This window comes from Bacteroidota bacterium (genome assembly GCA_039111535.1).
Taxonomy (GTDB): Bacteria; Bacteroidota; Rhodothermia; order Rhodothermales; family JAHQVL01; genus JBCCIM01.
Genome location: JBCCIM010000013.1, coordinates 34,250 through 54,919, shown reverse-complemented (window position 1 = coordinate 54,919; position 20,670 = coordinate 34,250). Strand labels below are relative to the sequence as shown.

Sequence of the window (20,670 nt, the reverse complement as noted above, 5' to 3'; positions counted from 1 at the left end):
AAAATAAGTTTGAACGAGCATGAAGCTTGTTGTTATTCTTTTACTCTTTTGCCTGGCAGGCTGTAGCAGCGATTCACCTGTTGAAGAAGCTGAAAATCCACAGCCGATATCTTTTGTTGATGTAACCGATGCAGCCGGCCTCGGAGATTTCCTGCATCACACAGGAGCAACTGGTGACAAGTGGTACCCCGAACCGATGGGGAGCGGCGGCGGCTTTATCGATTATGATGGTGATGGCTGGCTCGACATTCTGCTCGCTGCCGGCGGAAACTGGGAAGCCGATCCTGCACGCCAGCCGCAGTCCCTCTCGCTCTACCGAAATAAAGGCGATGGCACATTTGAAGATGTCAGCGCCGACACCGGACTCGACAGCGTCCGTGCCTACACGCTCGGTGTAAACGTGGCCGATTATGACAATGATGGCGATGAAGACTTCTTTGTCTCCAATCTGCGCACCAACATGCTTTTCCGAAATGACAATGGTGTTTTTGTCGAAGTAGGCGCCGCTGCCGGCATTGACGAACTCGCGGTCTGGAGCAGTTCAGCCATGTTTTTTGATGCCGATAAAGATGGTTGGCTCGACCTTTATGTTGGTAACTATGTCGAATGGAGCGAAGAGACTGATATTTTTTGCCCACCAGGGGGCACGGTTAAGCTGTATTGCATACCTGCAGCCTACACAGGCATTCCCAGCAGCTTCTTCCTGAATAACGGCGATGGTACCTTCCGTGACGTTACTGCAACAGCCGGATTCTATCCAACCTTGGGTAAATCGCTGGGGGTTGCTGACCTGGATTTCAACAATGATGGTTGGACAGATTTTGCCGTAGCCAACGATGGGGAAGGAGACTTGCTCTATCGCAACAACAAAGACGGTACGTTTACAGAAATTGGTGTCAAAAGCGGCATGGCGTTTAGCGAGCATGGCGAAGCGCGCGCTGGCATGGGTATCGATGCCGCAGTGCTGGATAGCAGCGGCCGCTATTCAATTGTTGTTGGTAATTTCTCCGAAGAAATGGTCGGTGTATACAAACACATCGGCAATGAATCGTTTCTCGACCGCTCAGCCATTTCTCGGGTCGGCTACCCCAGTTTGTTGATTCTCACGTTTGGGTTGATTCTGTTTGATGCAGATCTAGACACAGACATGGATATTTTGCTTGCTAACGGCCACGTGTACCCAGACCGGATTGGCGATAAGGACAAAGTAACCTATCGGCAGCCGGCCCAACTTTACCTGAATCGCGGGAATGGTGTGTTCGATCTGCATGAAGCAGATGAAGGCGTCTTTACCGACCAGCTTGTTGCGCGCGGGTTGGCCCAGGCTGATTACGACAGAGACGGTGACCTCGATTTGCTCTTTACCGAAAATAGTGGCAAAGCCTACCTGTGGCGAAACGACCAGCAGGGGCAGTCATTTTTGCGCGTAAAGGTCCAGGGGACGAAGGGGAATCGTGATGCCATTGGTGCAGAAATTACAGCGACTGTAAACGGGCTTGATATGGTCCGGCGCATTCGGACTGCTTCCAGTTACCTGTCCAGTTCGGAAAAAACGGTGACTTTTGGCCTTGGTGACAACAGCCAGGTGGATACGCTTCGTATCGAATGGCCCAATTCACCAGCCACCGTGTTTACAAACATTGCAAAGAACCAGGAGATATTTATCGTTGAAGGTGCTGATACGTATGAACAAATATCTCGTTAATCCAAGAATTTTTGATACCCCTATGTTGTTTAACGCCCCAAAACTGCTTGTACTGGGCAGCATCTTGTTGCTCGGCAGTATCCTGACGGGATGTGGTGTGCAAGAGCCGGCCGTTCCTTCGCTTGATATAGGTGCCCCGGTGTTTACAGATGTCACCGCATCTGCTGGCCTCGGTGAATACGCCCACGAGACCGGTGGATTCGATAACAAACTGATGCCAGAAATTGTCGGTCCAGGCGCTGCGTTTATCGATTACAACAACGACAACTGGCCGGATATCCTGCTTGCTGTAGGCGGCACCTTCCCGCATCATGAAAGAAGAAAAGTACAGGCAGTACGGCTTTATGAAAACAATAAAGACGGATCTTTCACCGAAGTAACGTACACCAACAGCGGCCTGAAAGACACCTACACCTATAGCTTTGGCTTTACAGTTGCTGATTACGACAATGATGGAGACGAAGACTTCTTTATGACAAACCTCTGGAAAAACATGCTTTTCGAAAACCAGGGGGGGCGCTTTGTAGAAGTTGGGGCCGATGCAGGGATAACTGACGAAAGCGCGTGGAGTAGTTCGGCGATGTTCTTTGATGCAGACAAAGACGGCTTTGTGGATTTGTACGTAGGCAACTATGTAGACTGGAGCTTCCTCAACGACATCGTGTGTAAATTTGAAGGGCAAAAGATGTTTTGCACGCCACAGGAATACAATGGACGTGCGAGCCACTACTACCGCAACAACGGAGACGGGACCTTTACCAATCGGACCCGTGAAGCAGGGTTTTTAGCCGGCCTCGATACACTGAAAGACAAAACGCTGGGCGTAGCCCCTATCGACTTCAACAAAGATGGCTGGATTGATGTGATGGTAGGCAATGATACGGAAAATGACTACCTCTTCGAAAACCAGCAAGATGGGACCTTTAAAGAAGTAGGCTTGCAGGCCGGCGTTGCTGTGAGCCAGCATGGTCGGGCACGGGCAGGCATGGGGCTCGATACAGGCGTTGTTGATAGTACAGGCTATGTATCCACCTTCGTTGGCAACTTTACGGAAGAAACCGTTGGCGTGTATCGATACTCTCCTTATGGTCAGTTTGTAGACCGTGCTACTGCTTCTCGCATTGCTTTCCCGAGTAACTTAACGCTTACGTTTGGCCTCAGCTTGCTGGATATAGATCTTGATACCGACCTCGATTTGGTTACAGCCAATGGCCACGTACTCACGCATATTTCCCGCATACAGGAAGCCATCAAATTCAGGCAGCCGCCGCAGATCTATCTCAACCGTGGTAATGGTGTATTTGACGAGTTTAAGTCTGAAGCTGCGCCGTTTAACATGCCTATGGTGGCCCGTGGCCTGACTTATGCAGATTACGACAGGGATGGCGACATTGATCTTCTGTTTGTTGAGAACGACGGTCCCGCTCGCCTGTGGCGTAATGATACCCAGGCCGGCGGCTATTTGCGCGTCAAGCTTGAAGGCGTGGATAGTAACCGCGATGCGGTGGGGGCCCATGTTATTGCCGTTGTCCCTGACTTGCGCATCGAGCGCTGGGTGAAAACAGGTAGCAGCTTTTTGTCTAGCTACGAAAAGACACTGACCTTCGGTCTGGGAAATAACACCACGGTAGATTCGTTATTAATACGTTGGCCAAGTGGCGCAGAAGAAGTTCTGCTTGATATAGATGCCAATCAGGAAATTTTGGTGAGGGAAGGAGACGGACAGTTTACGACGCTTACCGGAAAATAAACATGCAAGAAAGAATGATGAGCACCAGGAAAAAGCTATTTGCGGCCTGCGTATTGGGTTTTGTCCTATGCTTTACGGGATGTAATACGGGCAGTGATGGGCCAAGTCTGGGCAAGACAGAGGCGCTGAGATTAACCCTGCCTCCCGAAGTCGGCAGGTTTATGAGTCGCAGTGAACGCTCTTTTCAGCAAGGGAATCATAACCTTGCCATGACATACCTTGATAGCGCCACAGCCATTGAGCCTGACCTTGCGGATATATATTTCATGCGCGGCCGTATCTTCGCCCAAATGAACCGGTGGGAGCAGTCACAGATGGCCTACCAGGATGTGTTGAAGCGGGATGCTGGATACAAAGGGGCACATCATAACATGGGTGTGAACTTTTTCCGTCGCGGGCTTTTTCGTCAGGCGGTAGCAGCATACAAAGCGGAAGAAGAAATTCTGCCGACAACGCAATTGTATCTGGAATTAGGCAAAGCCTATTCAAAGCTAGGTGAGCCAGATAGCGCCCTGGCTGCTTTTGAAGAGTCAATTGTCCTGGATACAGAAAATCCAACAGCCTACATGTGGTTGGGACAGTTGATGGAAGAAACGGGTGAGTTGGAGAAAGCGCTGGAGTATTCTTTGAAAGGTGCTGAGCTCAGGCCCGACAACAATGACTATGCCTACATTATTGGCACGCTGTACAATCGGATGGGGGATACAGACAAGGCGATTGAGTATCTGGAGCCTGTAGCTGAAGCTCAGCCGTGGCATCAGGGCGCCCAGTATAATCTCGGTCAGGCGTTATTGCGGGTAGGGGAGCAGCAAAAAGCTGAGTTTTATCTGGCCCAGGCTGATAGTGCGCAGCAATTGCAACAGGCAATTAATGAGGCGGAGAATGGCATCAACGCTGAGCCGGATAACCCGGTGGCCTGGGTGACGCTTGCAAATCTGCTTTGGCGGAGCCGGCAATATGAGAAAGCCATTGATTCGTATCAAAATGGCATCACAATGGATCCTACAAACCTTGCGATGCAAAACAACCTGGCCAATATGTTGGTAGAAGCAGGCCGGCTCGAGGAAGGGATTCAGCAATACCAGCGTATTCTGAACTTCCAACCTGAAGCCATTGAGGTGTGGATTAATCTCGGAGCTGTATTGGCCAACAACAAACGCTACGAAGAAGCGCGGTTTGCATGGGAGATGGCACTCGAGAAAGATCCTGAAAATGTCTCGGTAAAATCGTTTTTGCGCCAACTGGAATCCCTGGAGGCTGAAAGTTAGGCATGTTGCATCTTCTGGAAGACGTGTATGGCATATGCTGTAAAAGAAATATTCTATTCTCTGCAAGGTGAAGGCCTGCATACTGGCCGGCCGGCTGTGTTTTTGCGTTTTTCAGGATGTAACCTTTGGTCAGGGCGAGAAGTTGATCGGGCCCAGGCTATTTGTCAGTTTTGTGATACCGACTTCTTCGGTACGGACGGTGCGTGTGGTGGGAAATACAAAGATGCTACCGCGTTGGCTGCGCAAGTAAATGCACTTTGGCCCGAAGCTGAAGCAGGACAGTCGCGGTACGTCGTGTGCTCAGGCGGCGAGCCCCTACTGCAGTTAGATGTGGCGTTGATTGATGCGTTAAAGTCCGCCAACTTTGAAGTCGCCGTTGAGACCAATGGCACCTTGCCCGCGCCTGAAGGCATAGATTGGATATGCGTGAGCCCCAAAGCAGGTACAACGACCGTGCAGACGACAGGCAATGAGCTCAAGCTGGTTTATCCGCAGCCTGAAGCCATGCCTGAGGCGTATGCTGATCTCGACTTTGACCATTTTTTCCTGCAGCCGATGGACGGTCCTGATGTGGCAGTTAATACACAGCAGGCATTGGCGTATTGCCTCCGCAACCCGCATTGGCGTCTAAGTTTACAGAGCCATAAGCTACTGCAAATTCCCTGATCTGAATAGAATATGGCCTGGTTTCAGAAAGAGATCCAACTTTCACCCAAAAGCCGCGGGTTTCACCTGATCACCCGTGAAGTGCTGCAACAGCTACCTGAATTACAGGCGTATGCGGTAGGGATGGCCCAGATTTTTATTATGCATACCTCGGCTTCGTTGACGCTGAATGAAAATGCGAGTCCTGACGTGCGGGAAGATATGGAGGCCTATTTCAATAAATTTGTGCCTGAAAACGAGCCGTATTTCAAGCACACGATGGAAGGACCAGACGATATGCCGGCGCACATCAAAGCTGCTTTGCTGGGCAGTAGCCTCATGCTGCCGATTGCCCGTGGACAATTTCGGTTAGGGACCTGGCAAGGGATCTACTTGTGTGAGCACAGAGACTACGGTGGCGCCAGGCGCCTGATGGTAACCCTCAACGGCGAGAAGTCCTGAGTGATTTAGGTAAGGGTGCCGGGTAGTCGGTCAGGCGTGCGCGACGCCGTTTTGGCCGGCTTTCGGCAGTGTGAACCAGAAGCAAGCGCCATCTTTGATATTTGGCAGGCAGCCAATTTCTCCACCCCAGCTTTCCACCGTAATACGACAGAAATAGAGGCCCAGGCCCACTTTGCCCGACTCGTCTGATCCCTGGGTGAACTTCTCGAACAATTTGTTCATCATCTCCAGCGGCACACCTTTGCCCTGGTCTTTGATGCTGATGCGGATGGAATTGCCTTCATCTCGAAGCCGGACCACAACAGAGGTGCCGTCTCGGGTGTGTCGGAGGGCGTTTTCGAGCAAGTTGAACAAAATACGCTCAAGCCTGGCGTGGTCACCGGCTACTTTCCAACTGGTATCGTCAGGGCCTTCTGTTGATATCCTGAAGGTGACGTCTTTCATCGAGGCCATTGCGCCAAGGGCTTCGGTTACCTCTTTGGCACTCTCGGCAATATCAGGTGCGTCTTCCAGGTTGGCTGTCGGTTGGAAGAGCGGTTTGGAGCGCGTAGAGAAGGTTGTCAGGGTATCTTTGATCAGGTCCTGCATTTTGTCGACCTGGTCGAGGCCAATTTCGACAAATTCTTCTCCTACGGGCTGCACCATTTTGTCTTCGTGCAAAAGCCAGAGGCTGGCGCGGATGCCGGCCAGCGGTGCAGAAAGATCGTGCACGGTACAGTGCAGCAGCACTTCGCGCTTATCGATCTCCTTCATCAAATTGTATTGCTTCAAACTCTGGTCGCGGGCTTCCTGGTAGATGCTGCGCAACGTTTGAAAGTCGTTGGAAGGAAATTTAAGCAGAAGGAGATCCTGGTCGTCCAGGCGTAGTGCAATGGCTTCGAGGAGCCACTCTTTGCCTGTTGGGTCTTCTTCTGTCCAGATATCCGACGTGTGGTGTACAACCGTGCCGCCTTTCCATACCTCTTCCGCTTCTTCCAAAAAGTGGGCGAGATAAACAAGGTGATGCTCCGGATGCCAGGTTGAGCCATCCGTAGGTAATTTAGGGTACAACTGTCTGAGCCACTGGGGCGCCTCTCCAATCAACGAGAACGCTCCATCGCTTTCGCGGCGAAAGACAGCCATGTCCAGCTGTGCAAGCAGGTTGGGAGGTAACAAAACAGGATTCATGGCAGTGATTTGCTGGGATAGAACTGATCGATTCTGGCTATACGAGCTTTTGCGTAAGGTTAGTGAAAGCCTTCTCCACTCCGGAGCCGGATTTGGCACTGGTTTCCATTACCGTCCAGCCTCGTGCTTGTAAATCATTGATATCAGCCTCTTCAATCTCCCACTCTTCTTTTCTGTCCGCTTTGTTGATTAAAACAACAGAAGGGACAGTCCCGAGGGTTGCCTGGGCCTTGTGATGCAAAGCCAGAGCAGCGTCCAGGGTGTTGCGCCGTGTACCATCGATGACGAGCAGATAACCTGCTGTACCGCGAAGGTAATTCATGGAGAGTTTCTGGAATCGATCCTCGCCGTTGAGATCCCATATTAGCAGATCTACTTTCTGCCCTTTCAGGGACACGGACTTCTTGTCAATCTTGACGCCAATTGTCGTCAGGTAACTGTCAGAGAAAATTCCCTTGACAAATCTGGCAACAAGACTGCTTTTTCCTACGGCTGATGTGCCGAGGGTACAGATCTTTTTCTGGGTCATCTGCAAGTCTATTTTCGGGGTAACGTCTTGCGAAGAAGATTTGGTCATTACTTGAGCTTACCGTTGTTTGGACCTATTACAGGGCAATCGATGGAATCCAAAACGAACCGGGTTAATACAGGTAGGCTTTTCGAAGCACGAATTATGCACGTGTGGTGAATTCAATCGAAAAACCATGCGATAGCATTTTTTCGTCCGGTTTCTCTACCGTTCGTTACGAAGGGTGTTCGAGAAAGAAAATTTGATAATTTGGTTCAGTTTTTTATTCAATGCTAAAATGCCAAAAGAGTTACATGCTCGGGCGAATAGTATGATGACAATTGCGCCAAAGGTTGATGGTCGAGTGAGACACACGGTATGCCGCCCTATTCTCCTGATGTTTATTCTTAGGGCTTGGCGTAGTTGAAAAAACTGTACTCAAAAACTGCAGGTCGCTCCTGCAAGCATGCGACATGTGTATGTTCTGGTGCTATCTGGTTGCTCAAAGATGGCAGGCAGAACCACTGACATAGCGCAAAGATAAAAACGCTGTTGCAGAAAAGATTCCCTTACGATACTTTTTCGCAATAAATACCGTATATTATCAAGCTCTTCGAGATTGTATGGTGTGAGTTGGGTGTGTGTAGCCGGCATACAATACAAAGCCGAAGAATTAACCTGTTACTGGCGTTAAATACCTTTAACCAAAGATTTCCCGCGTTTTGTGCAAGCTAGCCTAATGCGCTGAAATCACTCCTGATACTATTTTAACGACCTGCGCATATATGCTTTTAAAGCATGCTACATGCCTGGTGACACGTTTAAGTCGGATTAGATTCCAATTATGTCTGAAGCTTCTCCTGCAAACCCCTATAGGCGAACACCCCTTGGTTCCAAGGTTGTGGGGTCGGTGTATGGCAGCGGCGCTGGGGATGGTGTATTGAGCAAGCTTACAGAAGAAGAAATTGAAGAACTTCGCCGGATACTCCTCGCGCCAGAGCAGTATCAGCTGATGCAACTGCATCGCCGGCTGGATGAGTTGGAGGCACCAGATGCCCAACTCAATTCTATCAGCAAATACCTGCCCGAAGCCGTAGCAATAAACGCCAGGAAAGGAGACAAACTCGCCAAGGCGTTATCCCAGACATTTAGCCGAACCCTGGACGTATCTGTTCAACAGGACACAGAAACCATGGTCGAGGGGATTTCCCCACTCGTGGTGCCTGCGCTGCGCCGGGGGATTCGCGAATCTTTCCGCTCTACCCGTAATGCCATCAAGTGGGCACTGCAATATGGCGTCTCACTCCAGGGCATCAAGTGGCAGATTGAAGCCATGCGGAGCGGCCGCTCGTTTTCTGAAGTTGTTCTCAGTCATACCCTGCGGTACCGCGTTGAGCAAGTCTTTCTTATCCATCGCATCAGCGGGTTGCCGCTGCAGCACGTGGTTGCCGATTCGGTAAAAGCACAAGATGGTTCGCTCGTATCCAGTATGCTTACCGCCATCCAGGACTTTGTGCAAGACTCGTTCGGCACAAAGGCAGAGGAGGGGCTTGCAACCCTGCAAGTTGGAGAATTGACTGTTTGGATTGAACAAGGCCCCAAGGCTATTCTCGCGGCTGTTGTTCGCGTTACGCCGGAGCCCGAATTGCGACGCGTATTGAAAGAAACCGCGCGCTCTGTTCATCTCCAATTTAATGCTGCCCTTACGTTCTTCGACGGCGATATTACACCGTTTGAAGCAACCAAGCCGATTCTCGAATCCGAGCTGCTTTCGCACTACCAAATTCCAACACGGCCCGTATCGCCGCTTTTCTGGATTATCCTGGGTGGTCTTGCCGTTTGGTTGGTTACGATTGCTGTTTTCTTCGTAAAAGACAACATCGACTGGAAAGAGTACCTTAACAAACTCGACAGCCAGCCGGGTATTGTCATTCTTGATTCAGGACGGGATGGCGGCAAGTGGTTTGTGCAAGGTCTCAAAGACCCGCTGGCCATTAGTGCTGATTCGCTGCTGGAAGCCACTGATCTGAATCCTGAAGACGTGGTGCAACGCTGGACTGCGTATAGCGATTTGTCGGACGAAATTTTGGAGCTTCGCGCCCAGCAGTTCCTTGGCCCGCTTCCTGAAGCTGTTGATTTGAAAGTAGAGAACAAAGTGCTCATTGCCACGGGCAATGGTGTGCCTGTGCTGTGGAAAGAGAAAGCGCGTGAAAAAGCCGGCTTCATCGTTGGTATCGTCAGTTATAATGATGACGAAGTGGTCGAGTTCGACGAAAGCGCGATGCTGGCTTACGAAGTAGAACTTGAAAACAAGTTTGTGTACTTCAATAAAGCTTCTTTCGACGTTGATTCTACGCAGAACAACAACCTCTACGAAATCTACCTTTCCACCAAAGGACTTCTCGATAACGCCAAGCTGGGTCACAAAAATATCGTGATCAGCGTTTGGGGCTACTCTACCGATGGTGATACGGAGAAAGATAACTTTGATATCAGTATCCGCAGGGCAGAGGCCATCGTTTCTCAGCTCATCCAACTCGGGCTCGACAATGGCGATGGTGCGGTTGAAGCGCTTGGCTTTGGTTCGCAGGAATTGCCTGAAATCAATCTGGAAAACTACCCCTCTCCAGTTGATTCGTCGATTGTACCACAATTCAACTCCGTAACCTTCAACGTTGTGATTGAAGGGCGCAGCTGGCAATAGCGCGGTTATGTACGCGTAGACCCTGTGCGTCGAATGCTGGCAATACAGCCGGCCCGTCTATTTCTTCTTCTTGGTTTTCGCCGGCGTGTGTTTGAACACCATCAGCGCTAAAGGCGGCACAGTCAGCTTCATTGAACCCGGTTGCCCCTGGTGAGGTGTTTTATCGTTCACCTTCACAGTTGCTTTCACTTTCCCGTATCCGCTACCGCCATAAGCAGGGTCATCGCTATTTAGCAGGAGCTTCCAGGTCCCCGTCTTGGGCATGCCCTGAAGGTGTTCATCGCGCGGCACAGGGGTGAAGTTCAGGACAAACACCAGGGTTTCATCGTCCAGATGCCGCACATAGCTCACCAGACTGTGTTGTGCGTCGGTGTGGTCAATCCAGTAGAAGGCATCTCCACTGTCTTTACCGAGTGCAGGATATGTGCGATAGAGGGTATTAAGCGCCCGAACCCAGTCTTGTAATCCTTTGTGCAGGGGATATTCCAGTAAAGACCAGTTGAGCGACTGTTTATAATTCCATTCTTCTGGCTGTCCAAATTCACAGCCCATAAACAGCAGTTTCTTGCCTGGGTGGCCAAACATGTGGCCGTAGAGCAAGCGAAGGTTTGCTGCTTTTTGCCAGAGATCACCCGGCATTTTGCCCCAAAGTGATCCTTTACCGTGTACCACTTCATCATGCGAGAGTGGTAGCATGTACTGTTCGGTGAATGCGTAAAATAACGGAAAGGTCAGGTTGTTATGGTGAAAAGCCCGGTGTACGGGGTCTTCCTCAACGTATTTGAGCGTGTCATGCATCCAGCCCATATTCCATTTGTAGAGAAAGCCCAGGCCGTTATCGTACGTAGGTTTTGAGACGCCAGGCCAGGCCGTGGATTCCTCCGCAATCATCAGGGCTTCGGGAAAGCGGTTGTAAACCACCTCGTTCACTTTCTTTAGAAAATCTATCGCTTCCAGGTTCTCCCGGCCGCCATATTTGTTGGGTGACCATTCAGTACGAGAATAGTCGCGGTAGAGGAGCGAGGCTACGGCGTCGAATCGCAAGCCGTCGATGTGGTATTCGTCGAGCCAGAACAGTGCATTGGAGGTAAGGAAGTTACGTACACCTGGCTTGTTGTAATCAAAAATGTAGGTGCCCCAGTCTGGATGTTGCCGCATCTGGGGGTCGTCGTATTCAAAGAGGGTGCTACCATCAAAGAAAACAAGGCCCTGGGGATCTACTGCAAAGTGTGCCGGCACCCAATCGAGGATGATGCCGATACCACGCTGGTGCATGTAGTCCACAAAGAATTTCAAGTCTTCCGGGCTGCCATACCGGTGCGTGGCGGCATAATACCCAATGGTCTGGTAGCCCCATGAGCCGTAATAGGGGTGCTCCATCAAGGGCAGGACCTCGATATGGGTGAATCCCATATCCGAAACATAATCTGCTAGAGACTGTGCAATCTGGCGATAATTCAGGGGATTCCCGTTGTCGTCTGTTATCCAGGAGCCCAGGTGCACCTCGTACACAGAGATGGGCGTATCAATGCCCGAAGGCCCCCTTCTGCTTTTCATCCAGGCATCATCTTGCCATTGGTAACCAGATAAATCTGTAATAATCGATGACAGGCCGTCAATATCGTTGCCCTGTGGGCGAGGGGCTTCCATTTGGAAAGCAAACGGGTCGGTTTTGTCGGTGGTGTAGGTGCCGCGTTTAATATGGTATTTGTAGCGTTGGCCCGTTTGTGCGCCTTCGACATAACAGGTCCAGATGCCGGCTGCTTCGCGGTTCATCCAGTGTGCCGTATTCGACCAATCATTAAAGTCACCAATGATGGCAATTGAATCTGCATGCGGTGCCCAAACGGCAAACCAGCACCCAGTTGCATCAGGGTGGGCCCCAAACTTATGATAGCTTTGGTGAAACTGTCCTTCCTGCCACGCCTGGGCTTCTGCGTTACTTATCCACGGCATAATTTATGTTAACTGGCCTTTGAGCTTGTTCTCGATGAGAAAAAATGTATTGAACGAAAACTGGTGTGTTACATTCCCTAGCTGGTGTGTACCACGTTAGCAAAGTACGTAATTCAAGTTTAGGTTATCTTCGTCATAACTTAAGCAATGATTCATAAAGCAAGTCATGAATTCTAGATAGAAGTTCCGAATATGGACCCGATGCTCTCAATCTCTGCTGAAGATACAGTGACCGACGACAAAAGCAACCAAATGCCTGTGATGCCTGGCAAACCTTATCCGCTTGGGGCAACATGGGATGGTATAGGCGTTAATTTTGCGCTCTATAGCGCACAGGCTACACGTGTAGAATTGCTGCTTTTTGCCCGTGCAGAAGATGCTGCACCCAGCGAGGTGCACGTACTCGATCAGCGTACCGGCCCGATCTGGCATATATATTTGCCGCATGTAAAACCGGGGCAGTGCTACGGGTACCGCGTTGACGGTCCTTATGTACCTGAGAAGGGACTGCGCTTCAATCGCAATAAGGTCCTTTTGGATCCCTATGCTCGTGCAATTGGCCGGCCAATGAAATGGGACGACGGTTTGTATGGCTATGATAGCGAAGATCCGGAAGCCGACCTGACCTTTTCAACCGTCGATACGGCCGCCTATGCACCACTCGGGGCGGTTATAGAAGAGCATTTTGAATGGGGCAATGACAAGCCGCCCGGCATTGCGTGGGCAGATACCATCATTTACGAAACGCATGTAAAAGGCATCAGCCAGTTGCATCCGGATGTGCCAGAAGGACTGCGTGGTTCTTACCTTGGCCTTATTTCAGCGCCCGTACTCGACCATTTCAAAAGCCTTGGTGTCACAACCATCCAACTCTTGCCCGTACATGCGCGGGTTGAAGAAGCCCACCTCGTAGAAAAAGAGTTGGTCAACTACTGGGGGTACAATACGCTGGCCTACTTTGCACCCGAGCCCGCGTACGCTGCCAATACAAGTGCAGCAGATGATCCGATTGCTGCGGTTCGCGAATTCAAAATGATGGTGCGTGGATTACACGCCGCCGGCTTTGAAGTTATCATAGACGTTGTATACAACCACACAGGCGAAGGCAACCACATGGGGCCTACCCTGTCGTTTAGAGGCATAGACAACCTTTCGTATTACAAGCAGAATCCGTCAGATCCGCGGTATCTGATGGACTATACCGGTACGGGTAATACGCTAGATATGGGCAACTCACATGTTCTCCAACTGGTGATGGACAGTTTGCGGTACTGGGTCGAGGAAATGCATGTGGACGGTTTTCGGTTTGATCTTGCCGCTGCCCTCGCCCGCGATCTTTTTGAAATCAACATGTTATCGGCCTTTTTTCAGGTCATCCAGCAGGACCCCGTGTTGAGCCAGGTTAAACTGATTGCGGAGCCGTGGGATGTAGGGCCAGGGGGCTACCAGGTGGGCAGTTTCCCCTGGCAATGGACGGAGTGGAATGGCCGGTACAGAGACGTTATGCGGCGCTTCTGGCGCGGGGATACGGGATTGATTGGTGATATGGCCACAAGCCTCGCCGGCTCCAGCGACCTCTATGAGTGGTCGGGCCGCCGGCCATATGCCTCCATCAACTTCCTGACAGCCCACGACGGCTACACGTTACAGGATTTTGTGAGCTATGAGCAAAAGCACAACGAATTAAACAAAGAAGGCAACCGCGACGGCCACAATGCCAATCACAGCATCAATATGGGCGTTGAGGGGCCTTCTGATGATCCAGCGGTCAACGGACACCGGAAGAAGCTTAAGCAGGCGATGATTGCCAGCCTCCTGTTTTCTCAGGGGGTGCCGATGGTATTGGGTGGGGATGAACTCTCTAAAACCCAGCATGGTAACAACAACGCCTATTGCCAGGACAATGACATTAACTGGTACAACTGGTCGCTGGATGATGAGGCGCAGGAATTTCTGGCGTATATGAAAAAGGTCATTCATTTTCGAAAGGCCCATCCTAATTTTAGCCGGCACCATTTCCTTACTGGCCGTGTGGATGAATCCGGATTGAAAGATGTGATGTGGTGGCATCCTTCTGGGCGTGAGATGGGAGAAGGCGACTGGCAAAATGATCGCCTCAGAACGATAGGCATGATGCTACAAGGCGATCGTATCCTACGAAAGGACGCTACTGGTCAGCGCATACAGGACGATACGTTCCTCGTTATTTTTAATGCGAGCCATGAGTCTGTTTCATTTGTTGTCCCGAGCGCTTCCAAAGACCGGGAGCATGGATGGACCATGGCGTTGAATGCGGTTGCCGGCGATCCTGAAGTGGGCACAGGGTTTCAGATGGGTGATCGCGGTGCAGTGCCTCCTCGCAGTGTATGGGTCCTAAGAGCTGAATAAGCAGGAAACGCTACCCGATTACTTGTTTTTCAGTCTATACGATGGCGCGTCCATACAGCTTGGTCAGTTTTCCGAGGTGTGTAACCGCCTCAGCGGATAACATATCGAATGTAAAGCGCCAAGACCAGTTGGCATCACCAACTGTACCGGGTGTGTTCATGCGCGCATGTTGCCCCAAACCCATTACATCCTGCAACGGAAGCACGGCTAATGCTGCGACAGAAGCCAGAAGCGCCCGATTAAAGGGCCAGTGCAGGTGTTCATCAGCTTTGCCTTCCAGGTCAAGATATGCGCGTGCATAGTTTCTGGCCCGTTCGATGGCTGCTGCCTCTTGCGTGCTCTGGTTGTTGAACCACCAGCCTTTTAACGTATCGTTGTCGTGGGTACCCGTATAGGCTACCAGGTGCTGTTGGTAGTTGTGCGGGAGGAATTCTGATGATGGATCGCCATCGAAGGCAAACTGCAGAATAGCCATACCTGGAAATTCGAAGGCTTCCATGATGGACGTAACGCCTTCGGTTATGACCCCCAGGTTTTCAGCGATGACGGGCAGGTCGCCCAGTTCGCGTTTCAATACCTCAAAAAGCGCATGTTTGGGGCCTTCTACCCAGGTCCCGTTAATGGCTGTATCTTCGGATGCCGGCACTTCCCAGTAGGCTTCGAAGCCACGGAAGTGATCGAGCCGAACATAATCGACTTGCTTCAGGATGGCGGCAAATCGCTCGGTCCACCACGCATATTGCTGCTCGGCCATTTTATCCCACCTGTAGATGGGGTTGCCCCAGCGCTGGCCTGTTTCGCTGAAATAGTCGGGGGGCACGCCGGCAACTACAGTCTGTCGGCCATCGGCATCCAGATAAAATCGTTCTTGATTTGCCCAAACGTCGGCGCTGTCGTGTGCGACATAAATGGGCAGGTCGCCAAACATCTTGATATCCTTCGCATTGCAATAGGCCTTCAGCGCATGCCACTGTTTATCGAAGAGGTATTGCCAGAACTGGTGCATGCGGATATCACGTGCGTGCTCCTTGCGGGCTTTGTCTATAGCGGCTGATGCACGCTGTTTGATATCGTGGGGCCAATCAACCCACTCCTGATCATCATAAAATGCCTTGAGTACAGAAAATAGCGCGTAATCATCCAGCCATGACTGGTTTGCAGCGCAGTAGGTATCAAACCCTGCGGGATTGAGGCTGCTTTTGCCGGCTTCAAACCGCATAAAAGCGCGCTTGAGCAAACTGAATTTGAATGGTTTGACAGCTTCAAAATCTACTTTCGTCGTATCAAATGCTGGAATCTCTGTCAGATCTGCTGCCTCCAACAGGCCGTCTTCCAGCAGTTTTTCCGGACTGATGAGCAACGGATTACCGGCAAAGGTTGACGGACTCGCGTACGGGGAATTTCCAAAACCGGCGGGAACGAGTGGTAGCACTTGCCAGACTTGTTGGTGCGCCTCGTGAAGCAAGTCGGCAAAGTGAAACGCCGACGGCCCAAGGTCGCCGACCCCAAAAGGACTTGGGAGGGATGTGATGTGAAGGAGTATGCCGCTGCTCCGTGGTAAAATCATAAAAACAAATAGGGAGATAATGACAAGAAACAGCCATTGAGTCCTATTTGATAATCATCATTTTCCTTGTCTTAGAAAATGACGCCGCGCTTGTCGATCCTTCGAGGGGATGTACAAGTAGCTGGAACAGGTAGACTCCGCTGGCAACAGAACCCGCGTTGAACACCACCTCATGCCGCCCTGTTTCCTCTTCCTGATTTGTTACCAGATCTGTTATTTTTTTGCCTGAAAGATCAAACACAGCAAGGCTCACGCGGCTGCGTTCTGTAAGCGTGTAGCCAATGCGTGTGATGGATGCAAAAGGATTGGGGTAATTGGGGAAGAGGGTGAATGATTCTGGCACAGGCCGTGGATTGAAACTCGGATCCTGGCTACCAACATACATGCCTCGGCCATGTGTACCTACAGCCACCAAAGCATCTGATTGCCGGCTTGTCACATCCCATACAACAGCATTGCCCAGTTCTTCTGTGCCTTCCGGAGACCAAATCGTATTTGAACCATTCAGGGTTTCGGTACTGTAGAGTCCGGTGCTTGTACCCACAAAGTAGGTTGTACCATCGCTTCCGGGAAGTATGGTTGCTGCGCGTAAAGAAGGGCCGGGTTCTGATGTGTTGCCGGTAAGATTGCCTTCTATTGCCGTGAAATTCTCTCCACCATCTGTTGAATGGTAAAGGCCAATGATTTCATAATTAGACAATACGACGATAATTTCATCTGCATCTGCCGGATTTATAGCAATGTCTGCAATGTATGCGCCGCTTGATGCGCCAGGTATTGTATAAGTCTGGGTGCCATCGCCGTCTCCAAGATTGGCATTGTCGAGCCGGTAAATGCGGGGGGCCTGCGGGTTGGTGTCGCGAACATCGCTTCCCGCAAAGTACAAGGTATGGGCAGGCGCACGTGAAATGGCAATTGCCGAGATGGTGAGACCACTAAGCCGCGGGATATTGTTCAGCCTGTTCCATCCGGTTAAGACGCCACCATTGTCTGTTTGTCCGCTTGCAATAGACGACAGTGCATCATTGCGCCAAAGGGAAGCGCCAGCAGGGTAGTACATTACTTCTTCGTCATTGGGATCTACCACAAACGGATTAACGAAGAGCTGGTTTGATGCCTGGCTGGGCTGGATGAAACTAAAACCTGCAAATGTTGGGGTCCCATCGCTGTTGTATTGCAGCCGGAGCGTTGCGCCATTTTGAAATCCTACAAACGCAAAGGCTTCCCCAAAATACAGGTGTGCACCGTCGCCGACGCTAATGTTGCGCGAAGTATTGGCCAGGTCATCAAGACGGACGAACGGTGTGCCGTTATCTTGCGTCCCGCCGGCAATGCGTGTATCGCCATCAATTTCTGGCATGGCAACGGTGTAGAACTGCGTGGTTTTGTATCCCAGGTTCATGTCGAACCAAACCACTTCATTGGTACGGGCAATGTTCGGTGTCATGAAAACGCCGCCGTCATTGGCGTTCCACATCCGGTTGGGGTCTTGGGGGTCGAAGATGAAGAGGTGTTGGTCCGGGTGGTGGTTGGCATAATTGCCAAAGTCATCATCAACGGCATCGTACCCGCCAACCCAGTAATCGAGGCGATCTACCAGAACAGAAGAGAAACCGTTGCGCGACCGGTAGGTGTTGGTTGCACCGAGCAGGACAAAGTCTTCATCGTCGGGCTTCACGGCAATTGCCATGTTATAGCCCCCTTGTGTGTCGATATTACCGGCTTCGCTAAGGCCAGGGATGTTGTCTGAAAGATCGGTGGCTGCTCCAGAACCAAGGTCCAGTTTATGCAGGCGAACGTCTTCCCGGTTGTTGGTTGTACGTTGTGTGGCGGTGAATACGTAGGCCACTTCTTCGTTTGAAGGCGCAAACGCCAACACACTGCGGCTGTGGGTAGAGGGGAAGGTGCCGGGGGTGATGTTTGTCCAGGTATCACCATCGTTGCGCGAGATATAGACGCCGGGTGTGTTGGTTGCCTGGTTGGCAGACCTTGTAGAGGACAGTGTTGCAAGCAGCACGCCTTGATCGTTGACGGCGATATCAGACCAGAAATGTTCGTTTAAGCCACCCAATACAGGATCAGGGAAGCGCTGCCCGGGGGCGATGGTGCCGAACGTTTCTCCGCCATTGGTCGAACGATAAATGCCTACAGCATTGGACGCAATAAAAACGGAGCCGGTAACCGGGCTGACCACGATACGGTTAACAAAATCAAAAGGAGAATCAAACGAGACTTCATCGCCGGCCTGTCCACCGCTCAACACGAACCAGGACTTTCCGCCATCGATAGATTTGTGGATGCCGCTGCCAAAATACGTAGCCGCACGGCTCGCATCTGACGCGCTGTTGCCAAGGAACTCACCCGAAGAGGCATACCAGGTTGCGGTATTACCGGGGCGGGGGTCTTGTGCGAGGTAGGTGATGCTGAGGTTGCCGTCAGTCATCTCGGCGGGATGCCAGGTGCCACCTCTGTCGAGCGACTCCCAGACGCCGCCAGAAACAGCGCCGGCCAGCAGGCGGTTGCTGTTTTCTCTGTCGATGGCAAGCGCGCGCGTTCTGCCGCCAACATCAAACGGGCCGGCAGCAAACCAGTTGAAGGTCTGGTTTCGGTCTGTTTTGTTTAGAAACCGGGCGTCCGCAGCGATTCCGGCAGCATGTCGCAACTCTCTGGAACGAATGTTTCGGGGGATGGCCATGGTTGCGGGATTGCGCATCATGGTAAACATGTAATTGCTGCGATCTGCTTTCGATGGGGCTTCCAGATCTTTCAGGATTGCCTGGCCGGCTTGATCTGTCAGGTTGGGGGTTGCCGGCTTAAAGTAGAAGAGTAGGCCAAGCGCGAAGACAATGGTTAGGGTTACCTGAACAGATCTATCAGAAAACATGCAATAAATCAGCTATGAATGGTGTTAATTATATACAAGGTGTGGGGGCAAAACGATAACCTTTAATGCTGGTGCCAGCCCTTCTTTATACACATATATAAAACAATCTCCCTACGCGTAACCTTGGATCGCCGGCAATCGTAGAACCGACCTGCCTCATCAATGTTGCTCAATTTACAGCGCGCATCATGCAAGAAGTCTTCAAACCCCTTGAAATTGCAGATTACCATTTCCTAATCGGGATTATCGAAAGTCCGTTTAACCTGACGGATGATCAAAAACTGAAGTCGTTGCTGGCCGCCTATGAGAAAGATGAGACGCCGGCGCGGCGTGCGGCGCTGAACAAACAACTGGAGCGATCCACGCGGTACCTCGGCAGCTCAGATCTTGCCTATTTTATGCGCAGGTGGGCAACGCCGGAACCCGGTGTGCCATTCCACGAAATGATGCGGGATGTAGCAGGTGCGCTCAAAGTTGACAAGCCGCAAGTGGGCACGCAGCGCGAGATGCTAGAGCAAATTGTGACACAATACGCGACCAAGCAGTTTGCCGAGCTGCCGGATGAAGAGAAACAAAAAATGCTCGAAAGCCTCGGCGTAGAGCAAGAGCGCGCAGCATCGTTCATCAAGAAATCAGCCGGCGTTTTTGCTTTGCCGATGTTGATCGAAGCCTTTGGCAGCCTGGTTGTGAACGGACTGATCAAGAACATTATTTTTGGATTGATCGGAAAAATCATCGGGCATCAACTGGCGATGCGGTTGTTCAATTTTATTTTGGGGAGATTCCCGTGGTGGGTTTCCTGGATTGGTCCTGTTGCATGGACCGTTTCTATCGGCTGGACGGCGTTTGATGTGCAGGGACCGGCTTACAGGAAAACGATCCCCATCGTGTTATATCTTGGCCTCTGTTCGATGCGGGGTAAAGAAGATGGAAGCGCAACGCCGCGAAAAAAGTGATCGGCATAAAATCAAATCGATCAAATCGTTGTTTTTAGCGTAAATTGCAGGTGCTACACACAGATGCAGCCGATTTTGGGCTGTTGTGCGCTGCTGTGTGAAGTAGCGAGGGCAACAAACCTCGCGTCCCCCATTCCATCAGGTTAAGTTTGTTGTACTATGAAATCCCGCTTTTCTTTTGTGTGCTTGCTGCTTGCAGGCTTGCTCACCGGATCGCTGTTTGTACCCACAGGTGCTGTTGCCCAGGATAGTGCATCGTTCAAGGCAGAGTTTCTGCGCCACTTCAATACATCAGCACGTAAATTTTTAGCGTTGGCAGAAGCCATGCCGGCTGAGCTATACGCATGGCGTCCGGATAATGAAGCGATGTCAGTGGAAGAGGTGTATATGCATATTGCGCGCTACAACTACAACCATCCCCATACCTACCTCGATACAACGCTCCCCGCAGATGTGAACCTGGATGCCATGGCGTCTGTGACAGGGAAACAAAACGTCCTTGAGCATTTACGGGCCTCAGTGGCCTATGTTAAGGCAACAACCGACGAACTAGGGGCAGCGGGAATGAACGTTTCAACGCGCCTTTATGGTCGAGAGACAGAAGGATGGGGCGTTTTATTTCAACTCATTACGCACATGAACGAGCATCTTGGGCAATCGATTGCCTATGCACGCATGAATGGGGTGACGCCGCCGTGGTCACGGTAAAA

At 51.1% G+C, this 20,670-nt stretch carries 14 protein-coding genes; 9 read left to right on the top strand and 5 right to left on the bottom strand.

Going from position 1 to position 20,670, the window contains the following annotated elements:
* The first annotated feature begins 19 nt into the window (after positions 1 to 19).
* The 5 genes from AAF564_03910 (at position 20) to AAF564_03890 (ending at position 5,830) form a co-directional block, all read left to right on the top strand.
* A complete protein-coding gene (locus AAF564_03910) occupies positions 20 to 1,705 on the top strand; it encodes a CRTAC1 family protein (GenBank protein MEM8484665.1) in 1,686 nt (561 codons plus the stop codon).
* 22 nt (positions 1,706 to 1,727) lie between these two features.
* Positions 1,728 to 3,455, top strand: a complete 1,728-nt coding sequence (locus AAF564_03905) for a CRTAC1 family protein (GenBank protein ID MEM8484664.1) — start codon at positions 1,728 to 1,730, stop codon at positions 3,453 to 3,455.
* Positions 3,456 to 3,616: 161 nt separating this feature from the next.
* Positions 3,617 to 4,723, top strand: coding sequence for a tetratricopeptide repeat protein (locus AAF564_03900; protein MEM8484663.1), 1,107 nt, complete (start codon positions 3,617 to 3,619; stop codon positions 4,721 to 4,723).
* A gap of 27 nt (positions 4,724 to 4,750) precedes the next feature.
* A complete protein-coding gene (gene queE / locus AAF564_03895) occupies positions 4,751 to 5,389 on the top strand; it encodes a 7-carboxy-7-deazaguanine synthase (protein ID MEM8484662.1) in 639 nt (212 codons plus the stop codon).
* A gap of 12 nt (positions 5,390 to 5,401) precedes the next feature.
* Complete coding sequence (locus tag AAF564_03890; protein MEM8484661.1) at positions 5,402 to 5,830, top strand: secondary thiamine-phosphate synthase enzyme YjbQ; 429 nt, start codon at positions 5,402 to 5,404, stop codon at positions 5,828 to 5,830.
* Positions 5,831 to 5,860: 30 nt separating this feature from the next.
* Here the strand turns inward: AAF564_03890 and AAF564_03885 are convergent, their stop codons facing one another.
* Together AAF564_03885 and AAF564_03880 are read right to left on the bottom strand one after the other, a co-directional pair.
* A complete protein-coding gene (locus tag AAF564_03885; GenBank protein ID MEM8484660.1) occupies positions 5,861 to 6,997 on the bottom strand; it encodes a HAMP domain-containing sensor histidine kinase in 1,137 nt (378 codons plus the stop codon).
* Positions 6,998 to 7,034: 37 nt separating this feature from the next.
* The gene (locus tag AAF564_03880) at positions 7,035 to 7,574 is read right to left on the bottom strand and encodes a Rab family GTPase (GenBank protein MEM8484659.1); all 540 of its coding nucleotides are present in this window, start codon (positions 7,572 to 7,574) and stop codon (positions 7,035 to 7,037) included.
* A 775-nt stretch (positions 7,575 to 8,349) separates the two neighbouring features.
* Here AAF564_03880 and AAF564_03875 point away from each other — a divergent pair.
* The gene (locus AAF564_03875) at positions 8,350 to 10,209 is read left to right on the top strand and encodes an OmpA family protein (GenBank protein ID MEM8484658.1); all 1,860 of its coding nucleotides are present in this window, start codon (positions 8,350 to 8,352) and stop codon (positions 10,207 to 10,209) included.
* A 57-nt stretch (positions 10,210 to 10,266) separates the two neighbouring features.
* Here AAF564_03875 and glgB read toward each other — a convergent pair whose 3' ends face one another.
* Positions 10,267 to 12,165, bottom strand: a complete 1,899-nt coding sequence (gene glgB / locus AAF564_03870; GenBank protein MEM8484657.1) for a 1,4-alpha-glucan branching protein GlgB — start codon at positions 12,163 to 12,165, stop codon at positions 10,267 to 10,269.
* A gap of 201 nt (positions 12,166 to 12,366) precedes the next feature.
* Between glgB and glgX the strand changes: the two genes are divergently transcribed.
* Positions 12,367 to 14,553, top strand: coding sequence for a glycogen debranching protein GlgX (gene glgX / locus AAF564_03865; protein ID MEM8484656.1), 2,187 nt, complete (start codon positions 12,367 to 12,369; stop codon positions 14,551 to 14,553).
* 34 nt (positions 14,554 to 14,587) lie between these two features.
* On the opposite strand, the gene malQ is transcribed toward glgX, so the two are convergent.
* Complete coding sequence (gene malQ, locus AAF564_03860) at positions 14,588 to 16,120, bottom strand: 4-alpha-glucanotransferase (protein ID MEM8484655.1); 1,533 nt, start codon at positions 16,118 to 16,120, stop codon at positions 14,588 to 14,590.
* A 43-nt stretch (positions 16,121 to 16,163) separates the two neighbouring features.
* Positions 16,164 to 19,004, bottom strand: a complete 2,841-nt coding sequence (locus tag AAF564_03855; protein ID MEM8484654.1) for a T9SS type A sorting domain-containing protein — start codon at positions 19,002 to 19,004, stop codon at positions 16,164 to 16,166.
* Between the two features lie 188 nt (positions 19,005 to 19,192).
* Here AAF564_03855 and AAF564_03850 point away from each other — a divergent pair, with 188 nt between their 5' ends.
* Positions 19,193 to 19,960: a hypothetical protein gene (locus AAF564_03850; protein MEM8484653.1), complete on the top strand. Its 768-nt coding sequence runs from the start codon at positions 19,193 to 19,195 to the stop codon at positions 19,958 to 19,960.
* 159 nt (positions 19,961 to 20,119) lie between these two features.
* Positions 20,120 to 20,668, top strand: a complete 549-nt coding sequence (locus tag AAF564_03845) for a DinB family protein (GenBank protein MEM8484652.1) — start codon at positions 20,120 to 20,122, stop codon at positions 20,666 to 20,668.
* Positions 20,669 to 20,670 lie beyond the last annotated feature (2 nt).

Coding starts and splice junctions, on each gene's coding strand:
- AAF564_03845 (MEM8484652.1), top strand. CDS start 20,120: ATGAAATCCCGCTTTTCTTTTGTGTGCTTGCTGCTTGCAGGCTTGCTC.
- AAF564_03905 (MEM8484664.1), top strand. CDS start 1,728: ATGTTGTTTAACGCCCCAAAACTGCTTGTACTGGGCAGCATCTTGTTG.
- AAF564_03900 (MEM8484663.1), top strand. CDS start 3,617: ATGAGTCGCAGTGAACGCTCTTTTCAGCAAGGGAATCATAACCTTGCC.
- AAF564_03850 (MEM8484653.1), top strand. CDS start 19,193: ATGCAAGAAGTCTTCAAACCCCTTGAAATTGCAGATTACCATTTCCTA.
- glgB (MEM8484657.1), bottom strand. CDS start 12,165: ATGCCGTGGATAAGTAACGCAGAAGCCCAGGCGTGGCAGGAAGGACAG.
- AAF564_03890 (MEM8484661.1), top strand. CDS start 5,402: ATGGCCTGGTTTCAGAAAGAGATCCAACTTTCACCCAAAAGCCGCGGG.
- AAF564_03910 (MEM8484665.1), top strand. CDS start 20: ATGAAGCTTGTTGTTATTCTTTTACTCTTTTGCCTGGCAGGCTGTAGC.
- glgX (MEM8484656.1), top strand. CDS start 12,367: ATGCTCTCAATCTCTGCTGAAGATACAGTGACCGACGACAAAAGCAAC.
- AAF564_03880 (MEM8484659.1), bottom strand. CDS start 7,574: ATGACCAAATCTTCTTCGCAAGACGTTACCCCGAAAATAGACTTGCAG.
- queE (MEM8484662.1), top strand. CDS start 4,751: ATGGCATATGCTGTAAAAGAAATATTCTATTCTCTGCAAGGTGAAGGC.
- AAF564_03885 (MEM8484660.1), bottom strand. CDS start 6,997: ATGAATCCTGTTTTGTTACCTCCCAACCTGCTTGCACAGCTGGACATG.
- malQ (MEM8484655.1), bottom strand. CDS start 16,120: ATGATTTTACCACGGAGCAGCGGCATACTCCTTCACATCACATCCCTC.
- AAF564_03855 (MEM8484654.1), bottom strand. CDS start 19,004: ATGTTTTCTGATAGATCTGTTCAGGTAACCCTAACCATTGTCTTCGCG.
- AAF564_03875 (MEM8484658.1), top strand. CDS start 8,350: ATGTCTGAAGCTTCTCCTGCAAACCCCTATAGGCGAACACCCCTTGGT.